The sequence below is a fragment of the Arthrobacter sp. StoSoilB13 genome (assembly GCF_019977255.1).
Classification (GTDB): Bacteria; Actinomycetota; Actinomycetes; order Actinomycetales; family Micrococcaceae; genus Arthrobacter.
On the sequence record NZ_AP024647.1, the window covers coordinates 1,012,534 to 1,027,538 of the forward strand.

The following is a 15,005-nucleotide window of genomic DNA, read 5'->3' on the forward strand; positions in this document are numbered from 1 at the left end:
CGCACACTCAATGTGGTGCGCTTGGGGACCAAAAAGCCACGGCCACTATCACTTGATCCCCGGAAGGAACCTTCCAACCATGCCTAAATTCGTTGACCTCTCCGTCAGCCTTCGGGGCAACATAGCCTCGGATCCGCCCGGACTCACTCCGGAAATCGACTACTTCACCCATAAGGAAACAGCCAAGGACCTGGTTTCCTATTTTCCGGGAATGACAGAAGACGACCTTCCGGACCAGGAAGGGTGGGCAATCGAGAGAATCACCGCCACGACGCACTCGGGAACCCATGTCGATGCGCCCTACCACTACGCCTCCACCATGGACGGAGGAGCCCGTGCCATCACCATCGACGAAGTCCCACTTGAGTGGTGCTTCGGCCGCGGAGTGAAGCTGGATTTTCGGAGATTCGATGATGGCCACGTCGTGACGGCATCCGACATGGAGGCAGAACTCAGCCGTATTGGTCACCAGTTGGCCGCGGGCGACATCGTCGTCGTCAACACCGCTGCCGGCACCCGCTACGGGTTGGACGACTACCTCTCCAGTGGCTGTGGGATGGGACGCGAAGCCACACTCTTCCTCACCAGCCGCGGCGTCCGCGTCACCGGAACGGATGCGTGGAGTTGGGACGCCCCGTTCGTGCACACAGCAAAGAAGTACGCCGAAACACGGGATAGCTCGCTGATCTGGGAAGGCCACAAGGCCGGAAGGGAGATCGGCTATTGCCACATTGAGAAACTGCACAACCTCGAGGAACTCCCGGCCACCGGATTCCAGATTTCATGCTTCCCTGTGAAGATTCATGGAGCATCAGCTGGTTGGACCCGCGCAGTGGCGATCCTCGATGAGAAGCTCGCCGGGACAAGCACTGACGGGGGCAAACAGTGAAATTCTTCCGTGTTCTGATGGACGGCGTACCTCGCCTCGGGAAAGCAAACGACGACTTGGTTTCGGGCCGGCTGTATCCGGATGGCCTGGATGCATTTGACGTCCTCGCGCGGCCCTCTGCCGTGGCAGATGGCGAGCATGTGGACTTTCTTGCCGCTGAGCTTCTGCCGCCCCTTGACGTCACCACAATCCGCGACTTCATCACTTTCGAGCAGCACACGGTCGGTGCGCTGCGATCCGTTGCCCCGGACAAAGGTTTGCCGGCTGCGTGGTATGACGCACCTGCTTTCTACTTCACCAACCCGCACGCCGCAACAGGACACAACTCGACCGTCGCCCTGGCTCCGGGATCACAGCAGTTCGATTTCGAACTGGAAGTAGCAGCCATCATTGGCACGGACGGCTACAACCTCTCACCCGAGGAAGCAGAGGATCATATTGCCGGATACATCATCATGAATGATTGGTCCGCCCGGGATCTTCAGCGCCATGAAATGACAGTTGGACTAGGCCCGACGAAAGGCAAGGACACCGCCACGTCCTTGGGGCCGGTATTTGTCACCAAAGACGAATTCGACGACGTTACTGAGGGCGGGTTCATGAACCTGCAGATGAGTGTCTCCATCAACGGACAGGTGCTCGCCACAGATTCCCTGGCGAATATGGCATGGAACTTTCCCGAGCTCATCTCCTACGCCAGCCGGGGAACCTGGGTCCGTCGCGGAGACGTACTCGGATCGGGTACTTGCGGCGGTGGTTGCCTGGCCGAGATGTGGGGTTGGGCAGGCTCAATGACACCCGAGCCCCTGCAACGGGACGACGTTGTCAGCCTGACCGTGGAACGACTGGGAACACTAACCAACTTCATTGGAGAAGCTGCCCCCGTCCACGAGATTCCGAGGGCGAGGCGGCGGCCGTTCACTCCACCCGTGCCCTATGCGCCGGCTCAGGAAACCGCGCGGTGAGCTACCTGAAAGCCGGCACGGCCCTCCATGGCCGCCCTGTGTGAGCCAAAGACGCTAGCGGTAGACCTAAGAAAAGACTCTGGCAAAGAGCAGATGCAAAGGATGGAAGGACCAATGACACGATCAGAGGAAAACTACCTCTCAGGGCTGAATCCACGACAAAAGGTGATGGGGGCCTGGCACGTCGAGCAAGCGCTGGAGCAGGCAAGTGATTTCTCGCGGCCGATCCAGGAACTCGTCACAGAGTACGCATGGGGCGCGATATGGGGGAGGCCCGGGTTGGATCTGAAAACCCGTAGCATGCTCAATCTAGCTATGCTGACGGCGCTCAACCGTTCTCATGAACTCGCCGGGCATGTTCGGGGAGCCTTGAACAACGGAGTCACCGAACAGGAAATTCAAGAAATCCTGCTCCAGACCATGATTTACTGCGGCGCCCCCGCCGCGCTCGAATCCTTCCGCACAGCCGAGGGAGCAATCACGGAATTCAGAAGAGCACAAGGGCGCGGCTCGCGATAAGTCGTGGGGCTGAGCAGCTTGGCTTAGAGCTCGCCCAGGGTTTCGCGGCTGCCGCGGCCGACCGAGAGCAGGCTCAGGCCGAAGCCGCGGAGCTGCAGGCCGACATCGAGTCCGCAGGGGTGCAGTTACGGCAGGTCCAGCAGGAACGTGATGCAGTGGTCAGTGGGCTGAGGGGCAAGCCCGGGCCGAGACGGAACGGCGTGCTGGCGCGGACGAGAGCCGCGCCCAGGCAGAGCCGGAGCGTGCCGGTCGCGACGAGGCCACGATCGAGCAGATGCAGGGCCAGCTTGCGGCTACCCGGGCGGACCTGGACGGCGCCCGCGAGGCGGCGGCCCGGCCTGCGCGGGAACCCGGCAACGTTGACCGCCGAGCGCGAAGCCGCCAGAGCAAAAGTGGAACTCGAGCGCGCCCATGGAAAGCAGCGTGTCAAGGACCTCCACGACACGTACGGCCGACAGATCGACCAGCTACGGGACGAACTATGGGGCTGCACGCTTAGGTTCTTCAGGCCATGGGTGACAGTGCCGAAGAACTCGCTGATGGTGAGTTCGGCGCGGTTCACGGGGTCCGCGAAAAAACACCCGGTGCCCGGCCTGGTCGCTGCCTCCCTGATCGTCCGCTTTAACAGGTCACGGTCGCTCGGACGGTAAACGTCGTTGTCACGCCCTGTCATAGGCGGCCCCTTCCCGGTTGGATGGAGCAGTTGGACGGAGGGGCTAGGCGGAGCCGCCGTCGAGTTTCTCCTGGATGCGTCGCGCAACCTCAGCAGCGGGTGTAGAGCGGGGAAAAACGGCAACCACGAGGTCATCCTCGGCCGGATCGGCGCCCGGATCCCCCGGGGACAGCACGCCGAAGATGCGGCGAACCGCCAGCAGCTCGTGTTCCAGGTTCTGGAGGGAACCACGGGAGGAACCCAGCATCATTTCGCGCAACACATAGTTGTGCGTGGACGTGACCGCGGCAGCGAACCGGATTGCCTCAAGTGTCGGCAGGCCTGGGAGGGCCTGCCGGAGGTAGTCCGAGAAAAGCCGCTCATAGCGGGACACCATAATCGTTTCCCGGTCCCGGAGCGCGGGCACCGCCTGTACCACATGGTAGCGTTTTTGAGCCAGTTTCCGGTGTTCAGAGAACTTCCTGAAGACCAGCACCGCCGCCTGGCACACCGCCTCCCATGGATGGGGATGCCTCGCGGTCAGATAGACGGTCAGTTCAGTGAGCAAGGCTTCGTGGTCCGCAAAGATCACATCTTCCTTGGCCCGGAACTGACGGAAGAAGGTACTGCGGGAGATCCCGGCAGCCAGGGCAATGTCGTCTACGCTGGTCGGGTCGTAGCCCTTGTCGGTGAACAGATCCAGGGCGGCTTCGGCCACCTCTGCACGGAAATTAACCATGGATGCCATCCCGGTACAGTAGCAGCGCGTCGCCCTGTCCGCCGCCGCCGCAGAGCGAGACGGCGGATTTGCCGCTGCCGCGCCGCATCAGCTCATGAGCAGCCGAGACGACGAGCCGCGCTCCGGATGCGCCGATCGGATGACCAAGGGCGATGGCGCCGCCGTTGATGTTGACCTTGTCCAGGCTGAGGCCCAGTTCCGCTGCGGAGTGCGCCACAACCGAGGCGAATGCCTCGTTGATCTCCACGAAGTCAAGCTCCCCGGCCGTCCAGCCTGCGCGGGCCAGGGCTGCGATGATTGCCTGCGCGGGTTTGTCCGGCAGCGTCGTGTCCGGGCCGGCGATCTGTCCGAAGGTGCCGACGGCGGCAAGCACCTCGAGCCCGTGGGCATCGGCGTAGGCGCGGGTCACCATAACGACGGCGGCGGCGCCGTCGCTCAACGGCGAGGCATTGCCTGCCGTGACGGTCCCGGCCGCCGTGAAGGCCGGCTTCAGCCCTGCCAGCACCTCCTGGGTGGACTGCGGGCGGACGCCTTCATCGTGGCTTACCAGCGCAGGCGCGCCGCGCTTCTGAGGCACTGAAACAGGGGCGATTTCGGCGCTAAATCTTCCATCGCCCCGGGCCGTGGCCGCCCGCTGGTGAGACAGCGCCGCAACATGGTCCTGCGCTTGACGGGAGAGCCCGAGTTCCGCATTGGCTCGGTCCGTGGCAATGCCCATGGATTCATGCTCAAAGGCATCCGTCAGGCCATCGTGACCAGCCGAGTCCACGGCCATGATGCCACCGTAGGCGTAGCCGGCGCGCGATCCGGTGAGCAGGTGCGGCGCTTGGCTCATGGATTCCTGGCCGCCGGCGACGACGACATCCGCCTCGCCAAGTTTGAGCAGCCTGATTCCTTGGATGATGGCACTAAGTCCGGACAGGCATACTTTATTCACTGTGACGGCGGGGGCGCTGAGCGGTATTCCTGCCGCGACGGCGCTTTGGCGTGCGGGGTTCTGGCCTGCGCCGGCTGTCAGGACCTGGCCCACAATGACCGTATCAACCGCCGCCGGCTTAATTCCGGAGTTTTCCAGGGCCGCGGCGATGGCGGCGGCGCCCAGCTGCACAGCGCTCAACGAAGACAGCTGACCCATCAGTTTTCCCTGTGGCGTACGGGCCGCGCCCACAATGACTATGTCCTCACGGCTCATTTGGTGCTCTCCTTGCTGCTGCCGAGGTCCAGGGCGCGCAATTGCGACTTCAGCACCTTGCCGGTCGAGTTTTGGGGAAGTTCCTCGGGGAAAATGATCCTGTCCGGAACCTTGAAACCGGCCACCAGACCCTTGACGTGCGAGCGGATCTCCTCGGCCGAGACTGAGCTGGAGCTCTTGCGGATGACGAAGGCAACCGGCCGTTCGCCCCATTTCTCGTGCGGGACGCCGATCACGGCCACATTCAGCACCGCAGGGTGACTGATAATGGCCTGCTCGACCTCAATGGTGGAGATGTTTTCGCCGCCGGAGATGATGATGTCCTTGGCCCGGTCCTTGAGCTGGATGTAACCGTCGGGATGCATCACGCCGAGGTCTCCGGTATGGAACCACCCGCCGCGGAAGGCTTCCACGGTGGCCTCTGGATCCTTGAAGTAACCGAGCATCACGTTGTTGCCACGCAGCACGATCTCGCCCAGGGTGACACCGTCGGCCGGGACGTCGCGCATATCTGGGTCCACTATGCGGGCGGTCTCGGCCTGCAGCATTGCCACACCCTGCCGGGAGATCTTCACGGCCCTGTCCTGGACGGACAGGTCATCCCACTCGGCTTGACGCTCACAGATCGTGTATGGGCCGTACACCTCGGTCAACCCATAAACGTGGACCACGCTGATCCCGAGTGCCTCCAGGGAGGTAATGATCGTGGGCGACGGCGGCGCGCCTGCCGTCGTGATCCGCAACGATCCCTTCAGTTTGTGGGCTTGGGGAGCGTCGGCAATAATGCTGCACACCGTGGGCGCGCCGCAGAGGTTCGTGACGCCGAGAGTGTCGATCGCGTCCCAGACGGCATCGGGGCGCACTGCACGAAGGCAAATGTGAACGCCTGCCGCCGCCGTCACGGCCCAAGTGGTGCACCAGCCGTTGCAGTGGAACATCGGCAGTGTCCATAGATAGCGCGTGTCGGCGGTGAAGTGATTGTGGAAGGTTTCCCCGAGCGAGTTCAAATACGCGCCGCGAATACAGCACCCCCTTGGGCTTGCCCGTGGTGCCGGAGGTGTAGTTCAGCGTGATCGGGGCGCGCTCGTCCTCTACACTCCACGGAAGTTCAGCGTCCTGGTGCCCGGACGAGGCGAGGAAGTCCGCGTACTGCGTCGTTCCGATGCCTGTCGGGACCTCCGGATACGTGATGGTGCTGTCAGGCACTTCGATGATCTCAGCCAGCTGTGTCAGACCCAGATCCAGACCCGCCACGGTGGCCAGCAGTTCCGAATCCGCAAACAGGACCCTCGCCTCGGAGTGTTCCAGGATGTACTGGAGTTCCCGGGCGGTCATCCGCGAGTTCAGGGCCATCAGGACGCCCCCCGCCAGGGGGACTGCGTAATGGGCGATCAGGAGTTCCGGGACATTGGGACACAGGAACGCCACCCGGTCGCCGGGCCGGATCCTGCTTTTGATCGCCTTGGCCAGCCGCTGGGCTTCGGCGGCGAAGTCCCGGTAGGTGTAGGAGCGGTCACCGTGGATGATCGCTGTCTTCTGCCCGAATACCTCGGCGGAGCGCTCCAGGAACCGCAGGGGGCTCAGTGGAGTTTCATTCGGAAGCTCAAGTATGGTCATGGCGAATCCTTAGGCGAAGGCGCTTTGTCCGGTGACATCGCGGCCGATCAATAGGGTCTGAATGCTTTGCGTGCCTTCGTAGGTATGGATGGATTCAATGTCCAGCAGGTGCCGGATCACATGGTTTTCCAGCAGGATGCCATTGCCGCCCAACATGTCACGGGCAATGCTTGCCAGCTCCCGGGCCTTACGGGTGTTGTGGTACTTCGCCATAGAGGCCTGGGTGGGACGCATCCGGCCGGTCGCATCAAGGCCAGCGAGGTGGAAACAATGCAGCTGCATGCTGGTCAACTCCGAAAGCATGTAGGTCAGCCGTTCCTGGACCAGCTGGAACTTCGCCAAGGGTTTGCCGAACTGTGTCCGCTGCGTGGCATAGTTCAGCGCGGCCTCGTAGACGGCGGTGGCATGGCCCAGGGCGGCCCAGGCCACACCCAGGCGCGTGGCAACCAGGACCTCGGACGCATCCTTGAAAGTGCGCGCACCGGGGAGCAGATTTGCCTTTGGAATGCGGACGCTGTTGAGCGTAATCCGGGCCTGGTGTATGGCGCGCAGCGAGCCCTTTCCAGTGATCGTCTCGGCCTCGTAGCCCTCCCGGTCCTGTTCCACCAGGAAAGCGCGGACGTCGCCGGCATCATCGCGTGCCCAGACCACCGTGACGTCTCCGACCGAGCCATTGCCGATCCAAATCTTCTCGCCATTGAGGACGTAGTCCTCCCCATCGAGCGTGGCGGTGGTTTCCAATGCCACCGAATCCGAGCCGTGGTCCGGTTCCGTCAGGGCGAAGGCGCCGAGCTTTTCACCGCGGGCCAGCGGACCCAGCCAGGTCCTGCGCTGGATGTCGGAGCCGAAAAGAGCAATCGTCCGCAGTACCAGGCCGCCCTGGACTGCGATCACCGTACCCAGCGAACCGTCCCCGCGGGAGATCTCCATGTTGACCAACCCGGCGGCAAGCGGAGACATCGGCTCCAGTCCCTGTACGTCGATGCCATCGGCCAGCAGATTCAGGTCGCCCATGCGCTTGGCCAAATGGGCGGGGAATTCGGCGCGTTCCCAGTAGTCGTTCATCTGCGGCAGGGCCTCTTCGGTGAAAGCCCGGGCACGCCTCCACACCTGGCGTTCGGGTGCGGGAATGTTCGCGAACACGGCGTAGTAGTCCGTGTCCAGTGGTTCAGAGACGTCGTAGTCAGGCATGGGCGTGCGTCCTTAGCGGGAAGTTATTGAGGGAGGGCGTGAACAAGAGCGTAGAGGAGCGGTGCTTGCTTCCAGGGGCCGCGCCCCGAGCTATCCGGCAGATCCCAGGGCGGGATGAAAATCCCTTCCCCAGACGCGCCGGGTGGCCCGGCTGGCGTCAAGCAGCGCTGTGAGGCCCCCCTGCCGACTCGGGAAGTTGGCACCAAGAAGCATGCACAAATCCACTTCCGTCGGGCCGGCCACCACCTTTTCAGCCAGCATCAGGCCCACCTCCTCGGCCAGGGCATCAAGGATCCGAGTCATGATGGCCTCTGCATCAGGTGCCGGCGCCGGAGCGCCACCGCCGGAACGCCGCAACAGGGCGGCGGCCTCGGGAAGCACGAGGCCGGACTCATCCAGATAGCCGGGGAGCCCGGCCCTGGCAATGGCTGCCAGGCTTGGGCTGACATGGAAACGGTCAGGGTAGGCACCGTGCATAGTCTCGCAGATGTGCAACTGGACCGCGGGTCCGATGAAACCCAGCAGTGTCAGTGGAGTCATGGGCAGCCCGAGCGGGTCCAGGGCGTGGTCTGCCAGTCCAACGTCAGTCCCGTCATCAAGGACCTGCAGCAGTTCGCAGAACAGCCGGGTCAGGATCCGGTTCACCACAAAGCCCGGGGTGTCGGTCACCAGGACCGCGGTCTTGCCCAGCAGCCCTACCAGTGAACAGACGGTGGCGAGGCTGACCTCGTCGGTGTCTTCGGTGCTGATGATTTCCACCAGCGGCAGCACAGCCACCGGATTGAAGAAGTGCAGTCCCACCATTCGTTCCGGATGGACCAGGCCCTCGGCCAATTTCCGTCACGGAAAGGGACGACGTGTTCGTCAGCAACAGCGCATCAGCGCGCAGCAAGGGCTCGATCGCCGCGAAGACGGCGCGTTTCACGCTCAGCTCCTCGAAGACCGCTTCAATGACCACGTCGCAGTCCCGGTACTCGCGCGTGTCAACGGTTCCACGGACGAGGACGCCAAGCGCCCGCGCCGCCGTTTCGTTGAGGTGCCCGCGGCTCACCATTTTGTCCAGGTGTGCCTCGATCCAGGCAAGTGCGCTATCCACCTTCTCCTGGGACAGGTCCGTGATCAGCACCGGGACACCAAGCTGCCGCGCAAAGACCAGAGCGAGCTGGCTGGCCATGAGCCCGGCACCGATAACGCCAACGCTGCGAACGGGGCGTGGATCCGCGTCGGGAACGCCCGCCAGCCGCTGCTGTTCAGCTTCCAAGAGGGTTGCGCTGGCTTCGACGACCGTGTCAGAGTTCATGGCATATTTGTATCGTGAAACTGAGTGTCAGGTCAAGTGATACTAAGTCTCAAGGAGGCGGGCCTACCGAGGAGGCGGCACTGAACTGTTTCAAAGCTTGAGAATGAACGCGATAACTTCGCTGGTAAATGCTTCCAGTTCCTCAAAAGCGGCGAGGTGGCCTGCCGCGTGGGATGCATATTTACCCACGGTGGAGTGCAGGTGGCCGGTAATACCGTCGATTCCGGGCGAGCTATTCGTTCAAAAGCTACTTCGCGAGTTACCGATACTGGGAAGTTTTACTCCTTCCGGGCGCTTTGGACTTCCGCCTGGCAGCAAGGTCTAGCAACCTGTCGCGCAGGGGTTGCGCACTTTCTGCGAGCGCCACTCGCATCATCACAGATGAACCGAAGCGGTATTGCTGGGTCCGAAGAACGCGTTGACGGTTGTAGGCGGCGAGGGCCTGGTCCAGGGGCAGGGTGTTGACGAGCTTGCCCAAGGCGACGGCGTCTATCAGCGACTCACAAGCGCCCCGCCCGAGGTTGGGTGCCATGGCGTGGGGCCGCGTCGCCGATGAGGACTACGTTGTCCCGGGAATAGCGCCTTAGCGGCGGGGTGGTCCATATGCGTTGTGCCAATGATGTGTCGGGCGTCGCTGCTTGCAGGACATGCTGGATACCTTGCGAGTGCCCGGCGTAGCGGCGGCGCGCCACTGCCAGGGCTTCGCCGACGTCAATTCGCTCGGGTCCCATCCCGGAGCGGAAGGACGCATACCAGTTGGTTCCCCCGCTTGAAGGGCCTATGCCGAAGAGGTCCCCGCGCCCCCAGTACTCACCGATGGTTTCGCTGCCGGGCTCTTCGGCGATGACACCTCGAACGGCGAGGTAGGGGGTCAGCTTTGCTGCACACCCCTGGCCCCAGATGGAACGCCTTACCATGCTGTGCACTCCGTCTGCCGCCACTACGAGGTACGCGTCGCCTGGAACCTCATCCACTTTTCCGTTGCGTTTCTGGACCGTCGGGGGCACGGCGGAGTCCAGGAGCCGCAGGAGCGTGTGGCGGGCGACTCCCACAAGGTTCTGCCCCTCCACACTCAGCCACGGCATCCCTGCGGCACTTCGGAGCGCGCCACCCGTGATGGTGGGGCTGTTTTCCCGGACCGCATCAAGGATCCCCAATGAGGCCAGGGCTTCCTGGGCTTCGGGCCACATGGCCAGGGTTGTTCCTACTGCCGGGAGGCCGGTCCGCTGTTCGTGCACAGTGACGTGAAACTGACTGGGATCAAGAGTTCCTGCAAGGGCGAGGCCTGCTATTCCACCACCGACGATTTCCACCTTTTTCATGGTGCCAATGTACTACTACATTTGTAGTAATTGTGAGGTTAAAGACTAGACTTTCGCCATGCCGGACAGACGAACCGATCTTGCCGATGCGGCCCTCGCCGTGGTGGCCGCCAAAGGTCTCAAGGGACTGACCCACCGCGCCGTTGACGCCGAAGCCGGCGTGGCCGTCGGAACCACCTCCAATTACTTCCGCAACCGTGCCGCGTTGGTAGCTGCCGCCGTCGACCGCGTTGAAGAACGGGATTCGCTCCTGCTGCAGCAGCAGGGTGGATCAGGGGTCCCGACGTCGGTAGCCGTCTTGGCGGAACAGCTCGCGGGAGCACTGCTCCGGCTCGCAAACAATCACTCCGACCTGACCCGCGCACGGTTCGCCTTTGCCCTGGACCAACCCGAGGTGGTGGCCGCCGGGCACGAGCGGATGCTTTCAGCTCTTGAACAGATGCTCGATTCCATGGGAATTACCGACCCAAGGGCCCGTGCAGAAGCCGTATCGGACTACGGCGACGGATTGGCCATGCACCTCCTGACAGCACGCCGCGGCCAGGCGATGGACCAAACCACAGTGGCAGCCAACGTCCGCCGACTCTTGGAGGGATGAAGCAAAGGGGTGGACGCGGGCGGGTCCACAGAGCAGGATTGTGGCATGAGCACCAATGACGCACTCCTGAAGCAGGTCAGTATCTCCGCCGCAGATGACAACCTCGTTGCGAGATTCGAAATCGAAGGCAACATACCGGGCTCCGGCGCTTATGTCGTGGGCCTTGTTGCTGCCAGCGAGGACTATTCCTCCCAACGAAGGCTGGGCATTGAGTTCATGAATGGCGAAGCGATCTCGTTCTACTCCTTCAACCACTCACTCAGTGCCGAGGAAAACTACGACATCAAGGGCGTGGAACACTCCGGGAACGTGATCACCGGAAACTTCCCGATGTCCGCCATCCATGGACTCAGTAAAGGCCACGTTATGACGGCCTTCAGCGAAGCGGACGGCCGCGAATTCCAGGCCGGCGTTCCGGTCACGGAAGCGCTCTAGCTGCAAGAACAGCTCTAGCCAGGGGGAACAGCTCCAGCTAGAAAAGGCCCTCCACCGGCTCAATGAGTTCCGGTCCGTTGTTGCGGACATTGCCGACGGCGGCACCCACCGCGTCGAGCGTCCAGCTGGCAGCGGCGTCGTGCGCCTTTGACCGCACCAGATCCACGAGGCCCGGCCGCATCATCTTCGCGCGGATTCAACCAGGCTTCCATCGTGTCCTTGCTTATGGGCAGTGGAACGCGGTCATGCAGGGCAGTCAGCTCGTCGAACACCGAGGCACTCCGCCGGGTCATGGCCGACTCGGCCGTCGGGGTGTCCGCCGTGAGAATCGACATGGACAGCAGCCAACGGGCCGGATCATCATCAGAGGCTGACTGGTCCCGCCACCATTCATACAACCCGGCAAACACCACGCCCCCACCATCCGCCGGATGCACGTAGTACGGCTGCTTTGACTTCCCCTCGCCCTTCTTCCACTCGTAATAGCCATCGGCAGGAACAGCGCACCGCCTTGCCGCAGCAGCCTTTCGGAAGGACGGCTTCTCCAGCAGGGTCTCACTGCGGGCATTGATCAGGCGGGCGCCGCCTTTGGGATCTTTCGCCCACGAGGGCACCAATCCCCAGCGCGCAACATGCAACTGCCGCTTTAATCCATCGTCCACGAGCCTTTCCAGCACAATCGGAACAGCATCCGTTGGAGCCACATTCCACGATTTTTCCAGGGCGATCTCGTTTTCAAGTTCGGCATCAAAGTCAGCCAGCAGATCCCCCACGGCACGGGCCATTACATAACGTCCACACATGGGAACAGTCTGCCGTGTCGCCCAAGCACACACCAGCCCGGAATGTGACGTAACGCCGAATCCCGGCCTCACGGGAATTATTGGGCTGCGGGTTACGGTTGATACCAACGAATCACCCGTGGAAACGACCAATACCGAGGAGAGCTCTGTGGACTTCACTCCCGACTCCGGCACCATCACCATGTTCTCGACCACTTGGTGCGGCTACTGCAACCGCCTGAAGAAGCAGCTCGACGCCAAGGGCATCGGCTACACCGAGATCAACATCGAAGAAGTAGATGGCACGGCCGAACTCGTCGAGCAGCTCAACGGAGGCAACCGCACCGTCCCCACCGTCCTCTTCCCGGACGGAACCGCAGCAACCAACCCTTCTGCCTCTGAAGTAGAAAACCGCCTCGCAGCCTAAGGCATTCACTTCCGCTGTCCGGCTGCCGCCTCGAAAATCGGGGCGGCAGCCGGTTCAAGACGAATAATCACAGACTTCGACGCCGGCGTATTGCTGCCTTCCGCTGTTGAATCCAGCGGCACCAACACATTCGCCTCCGGATAGTAGGCAGTCGCGCAGCCCCTGGCACTGGGGTACGCCACTAAGCGCAACTGGCGCAGCACACGATCAACGCCGTCGTCGGCTTCGCTGTGCACATCCACATAGTCGCCGTCCTGGAAACCCAACCCCGCCAGATCCCCAGGGTTCACCAACAAGACCATGCGGCCCTTCTTGATGCCACGGTAACGATCATTCATGGAGTAAGTGGTCGTATTGAACTGGTCATGGGACCGCACAGTCTGAAGGAGCAGTCTCCCCGGCGGTACTTCAATGGTTTCCAGGTCATTGACGGAAAACATGGCTTTCCCCGTTGCCGTGGGGAACGTCCGCGAATCCCTGGGACCATGCGGAAGGACAAAACCGTCGCGCTCGCGGATGTGGGTATTGAAGTCATCAAATCCAGGCACCACATGGGAAATGTGGTCCCGGATGGTGTCGTAATTACGCCTGAGGTCCGCCCAATCCACAGGCACCTTGTGGTCAAGAACCGCCTCGGCCATGCGGGTGACAATCGCCACTTCGGACAGAACGCCCGGAGCAATGGGTTCCAGCGTCCCTGCGGAGCGGTGCACGGCACACACAGTGTCCTCTACGGTGACAAACTGCTCAATCCCGTCCTGCTTGTCGATTTCGGTGCGGCCAAGGGTCGGAAGGATCAGGGGCCTGCTCGCCGACCACCACATGTGAGCGATTCAACTTGGTGGAAATCTGGACCGAAAGCCTGGTCCGACGCACAGCCTCCTCAGCGACCACGGTGTCCGAGATCGCATGCACCAGGTTCCCTCCCAGCGCGATGAGGACCTTGATCCTGCCATCACGCATTCCACGGATACTGTCCACCGAATCAACACCGGCCTTCCGCGGCGGGTCAAAGCCAAACTCATCCTGCACGGCGTCAAGGAACCGGGGCGGCATCTTCTCCCAAATGCCCATGGTCCGGTCACCCTGCACATTGCTGTGTCCACGGATTGGCGAAGGTCCGGCCCCCGGTTTGCCAATGTTGCCACGCAGTAGAAGAAGATTAATGATCTCCTTGATGGTGGGCACCGCCTTCTTATGCTGGGTCAGTCCCATTGCCCACGTAATGATCACCCTCTCCGCGTGGATGTACCGTTCAGCGAGTTCATCGATTTCTGCGCTGGTCAGGCCGGTGGCGGCAAGAACGTCCTGCTCCTGCAAAGTTGCGAGGTGGGCAGCGAACCCCACAAACCCCTGGCAATGCTCATCGATGAACGTGCGGTCCAGCACCGAACCCGGCGCGGCCCGTTCGGCATCCAGGACGCGCTTGGAAACAGCCTGGAGCAGCGCCATATCCCCGGCGAGCCTGATCTGCAGGAACTGGTCAGCCAGGTCAGTTCCCTTCCCCACGAGGCCTCGAACACGCTGTGGGTTCCGGAAGTTGATCAGGCCAGCCTCAGGCAGCGGATTAACAGCCACAATGGACGCACCCGCGAGTTTGGCCTCCTCCAGTGCCGTCAGCATCCGCGGATGGCAGGTCCCCGGGTTCTGCCCCATGATGATGATCAGGTCCGACTTCGCGAAGTCCGTATACGTGATGGCCGATTTGCCCACCCCAATGGTCTCGCCCAGGGCAAGGCCCGTTGACTCGTGGCACATGTTTGAACAATCCGGAAGGTTATTGGTCCCGAAAGCCCTGACGAAAAGCTGGTACAGGAACGCTGCCTCATTACTGGTGCGTCCACTGGTGTAAAAAGTGGCCTCATCCGGATCGTCGAGGGCGTTCAACCCGTTTGCAATGATGTCCAAGGCCCGTTCCCAGCTGACGGGCGCGTAGTGGTCCGAGCCTGCTGCCTTATACACCGGTTCCACCAGCCGGCCCTGTTGGCCCAGCCAATACTCGGAACGGGACTCCAGGGAACTCAGCGGGTTTCCGGCCCAAAACTCCGTGGGGATCCTCAGCGGCTCCGCCTCCCACCCGATAGCCTTGGCGCCGTTTTCACAGAATTCGGCAGCCTTGCGTTCCGGCGGATCAGGCCAAGCACAGCTCATGCAGTCGAAACCGTCTTTTTGGTTGACAGCTGTAAGTGTCTTCCATGCGCGGGAAGGGCCCATATAGGCCATCGCGTGGGGAAGGGTTTCGCTGAGGCTGGGCAAGCCGGCGGCCGACCTCTTTGGTTCGCTGACGCTCAAGTCGACGTCGGTATCCTGAATTGGGTGCTTCCTGCGGCCCATCATTCCACCAGGTTTCGTGTGGTTGGGTTCCTGATTCCCTCAG

At 62.1% G+C, this 15,005-nt stretch carries 14 protein-coding genes and 4 pseudogenes; 6 read left to right on the plus strand and 12 right to left on the minus strand.

The features are described 5' to 3' along the window. Positions 1-79 precede the first annotated feature (79 nt). The 3 genes from LDP01_RS04745 to LDP01_RS04755 all read left to right on the plus strand — a co-directional run bounded on the left by LDP01_RS04745 (position 80) and on the right by LDP01_RS04755 (position 2,373). Complete coding sequence (locus LDP01_RS04745; protein ID WP_224090601.1) at positions 80-889, plus strand: cyclase family protein; 810 nt, start codon at positions 80-82, stop codon at positions 887-889. Then, entirely contained in the window at positions 886-1,854 is a 969-nt protein-coding gene (locus LDP01_RS04750; RefSeq protein ID WP_224090603.1) for a fumarylacetoacetate hydrolase family protein, read from the plus strand. The genes LDP01_RS04745 and LDP01_RS04750 overlap by 4 nt, the downstream gene beginning before the upstream one ends. Positions 1,855-1,968: 114 nt before the next feature. Next, positions 1,969-2,373: a carboxymuconolactone decarboxylase family protein gene (locus tag LDP01_RS04755; protein WP_224090605.1), complete on the plus strand. Its 405-nt coding sequence runs from the start codon at positions 1,969-1,971 to the stop codon at positions 2,371-2,373. Positions 2,374-2,446: 73 nt separating this feature from the next. Here the strand turns inward: LDP01_RS04755 and LDP01_RS04760 are convergent, their stop codons facing one another. From LDP01_RS04760 to LDP01_RS04795, 10 genes and pseudogenes are all read right to left on the minus strand, one after another. Then, on the minus strand, positions 2,447-2,803 hold the full coding sequence (locus tag LDP01_RS04760) for a hypothetical protein (protein ID WP_224090607.1): 357 nt from the start codon (positions 2,801-2,803) through the stop codon (positions 2,447-2,449). Between the two features lie 286 nt (positions 2,804-3,089). Next, positions 3,090-3,764: a TetR/AcrR family transcriptional regulator gene (locus LDP01_RS04765; protein WP_224090609.1), complete on the minus strand. Its 675-nt coding sequence runs from the start codon at positions 3,762-3,764 to the stop codon at positions 3,090-3,092. Continuing rightward, positions 3,757-4,956 (minus strand): acetyl-CoA C-acetyltransferase, encoded by a 1,200-nt coding sequence (locus tag LDP01_RS04770; protein WP_224090611.1) that lies wholly within the window; start codon positions 4,954-4,956, stop codon positions 3,757-3,759. Before LDP01_RS04770 ends, LDP01_RS04765 begins: the two co-directional genes overlap by 8 nt. Further along, entirely contained in the window at positions 4,953-5,963 is a 1,011-nt protein-coding gene (locus LDP01_RS23645) for an AMP-binding protein (protein ID WP_346658906.1), read from the minus strand. The genes LDP01_RS04770 and LDP01_RS23645 overlap by 4 nt, the downstream gene beginning before the upstream one ends. 64 nt (positions 5,964-6,027) lie before the next feature. Then, positions 6,028-6,573: pseudogene (locus LDP01_RS23650) on the minus strand (AMP-binding protein); the annotation flags it as partial. A gap of 9 nt (positions 6,574-6,582) precedes the next feature. Then, positions 6,583-7,764 carry an acyl-CoA dehydrogenase family protein gene (locus LDP01_RS04780; RefSeq protein ID WP_224090616.1) on the minus strand — a complete coding sequence of 394 codons (1,182 nt, stop codon included), beginning with the start codon at positions 7,762-7,764 and terminating at the stop codon, positions 6,583-6,585. 90 nt (positions 7,765-7,854) lie between these two features. After that, on the minus strand, positions 7,855-8,568 hold the full coding sequence (locus tag LDP01_RS04785) for a 3-hydroxyacyl-CoA dehydrogenase family protein (RefSeq protein ID WP_263433756.1): 714 nt from the start codon (positions 8,566-8,568) through the stop codon (positions 7,855-7,857). Positions 8,569-8,653: 85 nt separating this feature from the next. Continuing rightward, positions 8,654-9,064: pseudogene (locus LDP01_RS23930) on the minus strand (3-hydroxyacyl-CoA dehydrogenase NAD-binding domain-containing protein); the annotation flags it as partial. Positions 9,065-9,323: 259 nt separating this feature from the next. Continuing rightward, entirely contained in the window at positions 9,324-9,596 is a 273-nt protein-coding gene (locus tag LDP01_RS23655; protein WP_346658907.1) for a hypothetical protein, read from the minus strand. Further along, positions 9,565-10,386, minus strand: a complete 822-nt coding sequence (locus tag LDP01_RS04795) for a flavin-dependent monooxygenase (RefSeq protein WP_346658908.1) — start codon at positions 10,384-10,386, stop codon at positions 9,565-9,567. Before LDP01_RS04795 ends, LDP01_RS23655 begins: the two co-directional genes overlap by 32 nt. A gap of 58 nt (positions 10,387-10,444) precedes the next feature. On the opposite strand from LDP01_RS04795, the gene LDP01_RS04800 reads away from it, so the two are divergent. Then, positions 10,445-10,984 (plus strand): TetR/AcrR family transcriptional regulator, encoded by a 540-nt coding sequence (locus tag LDP01_RS04800; protein ID WP_224090620.1) that lies wholly within the window; start codon positions 10,445-10,447, stop codon positions 10,982-10,984. A gap of 45 nt (positions 10,985-11,029) precedes the next feature. Beyond that, complete coding sequence (locus LDP01_RS04805) at positions 11,030-11,419, plus strand: hypothetical protein (RefSeq protein WP_216925525.1); 390 nt, start codon at positions 11,030-11,032, stop codon at positions 11,417-11,419. Between the two features lie 37 nt (positions 11,420-11,456). Here the strand turns inward: LDP01_RS04805 and LDP01_RS04810 are convergent. Then, a pseudogene (locus tag LDP01_RS04810) lies at positions 11,457-12,204 on the minus strand (SOS response-associated peptidase). Positions 12,205-12,370: 166 nt separating this feature from the next. On the opposite strand from LDP01_RS04810, the gene LDP01_RS04815 reads away from it, so the two are divergent. Beyond that, the gene (locus LDP01_RS04815) at positions 12,371-12,628 is read left to right on the plus strand and encodes a mycoredoxin (RefSeq protein ID WP_017197512.1); all 258 of its coding nucleotides are present in this window, start codon (positions 12,371-12,373) and stop codon (positions 12,626-12,628) included. 5 nt (positions 12,629-12,633) lie between these two features. On the opposite strand, the pseudogene LDP01_RS04820 reads toward LDP01_RS04815, so the two are convergent. Then, a pseudogene (locus tag LDP01_RS04820) lies at positions 12,634-14,962 on the minus strand (FdhF/YdeP family oxidoreductase). Positions 14,963-15,005: the final 43 nt, after the last annotated feature.

Excerpts from the sequence above, each read along its gene's own strand:
- LDP01_RS04745 (WP_224090601.1), top strand. The coding sequence starts at position 80 with ATGCCTAAATTCGTTGACCTCTCCGTCAGCCTTCGGGGCAACATAGCC.
- LDP01_RS04755 (WP_224090605.1), top strand. The coding sequence starts at position 1,969 with ATGACACGATCAGAGGAAAACTACCTCTCAGGGCTGAATCCACGACAA.
- LDP01_RS04765 (WP_224090609.1), bottom strand. The coding sequence starts at position 3,764 with ATGGTTAATTTCCGTGCAGAGGTGGCCGAAGCCGCCCTGGATCTGTTC.
- LDP01_RS04770 (WP_224090611.1), bottom strand. The coding sequence starts at position 4,956 with ATGAGCCGTGAGGACATAGTCATTGTGGGCGCGGCCCGTACGCCACAG.
- LDP01_RS04780 (WP_224090616.1), bottom strand. The coding sequence starts at position 7,764 with ATGCCTGACTACGACGTCTCTGAACCACTGGACACGGACTACTACGCC.
- LDP01_RS04785 (WP_263433756.1), bottom strand. The coding sequence starts at position 8,568 with ATGGTGGGACTGCACTTCTTCAATCCGGTGGCTGTGCTGCCGCTGGTG.
- LDP01_RS23655 (WP_346658907.1), bottom strand. The coding sequence starts at position 9,596 with ATGGCACCCAACCTCGGGCGGGGCGCTTGTGAGTCGCTGATAGACGCC.
- LDP01_RS04795 (WP_346658908.1), bottom strand. The coding sequence starts at position 10,386 with ATGAAAAAGGTGGAAATCGTCGGTGGTGGAATAGCAGGCCTCGCCCTT.
- LDP01_RS04800 (WP_224090620.1), top strand. The coding sequence starts at position 10,445 with ATGCCGGACAGACGAACCGATCTTGCCGATGCGGCCCTCGCCGTGGTG.
- LDP01_RS04805 (WP_216925525.1), top strand. The coding sequence starts at position 11,030 with ATGAGCACCAATGACGCACTCCTGAAGCAGGTCAGTATCTCCGCCGCA.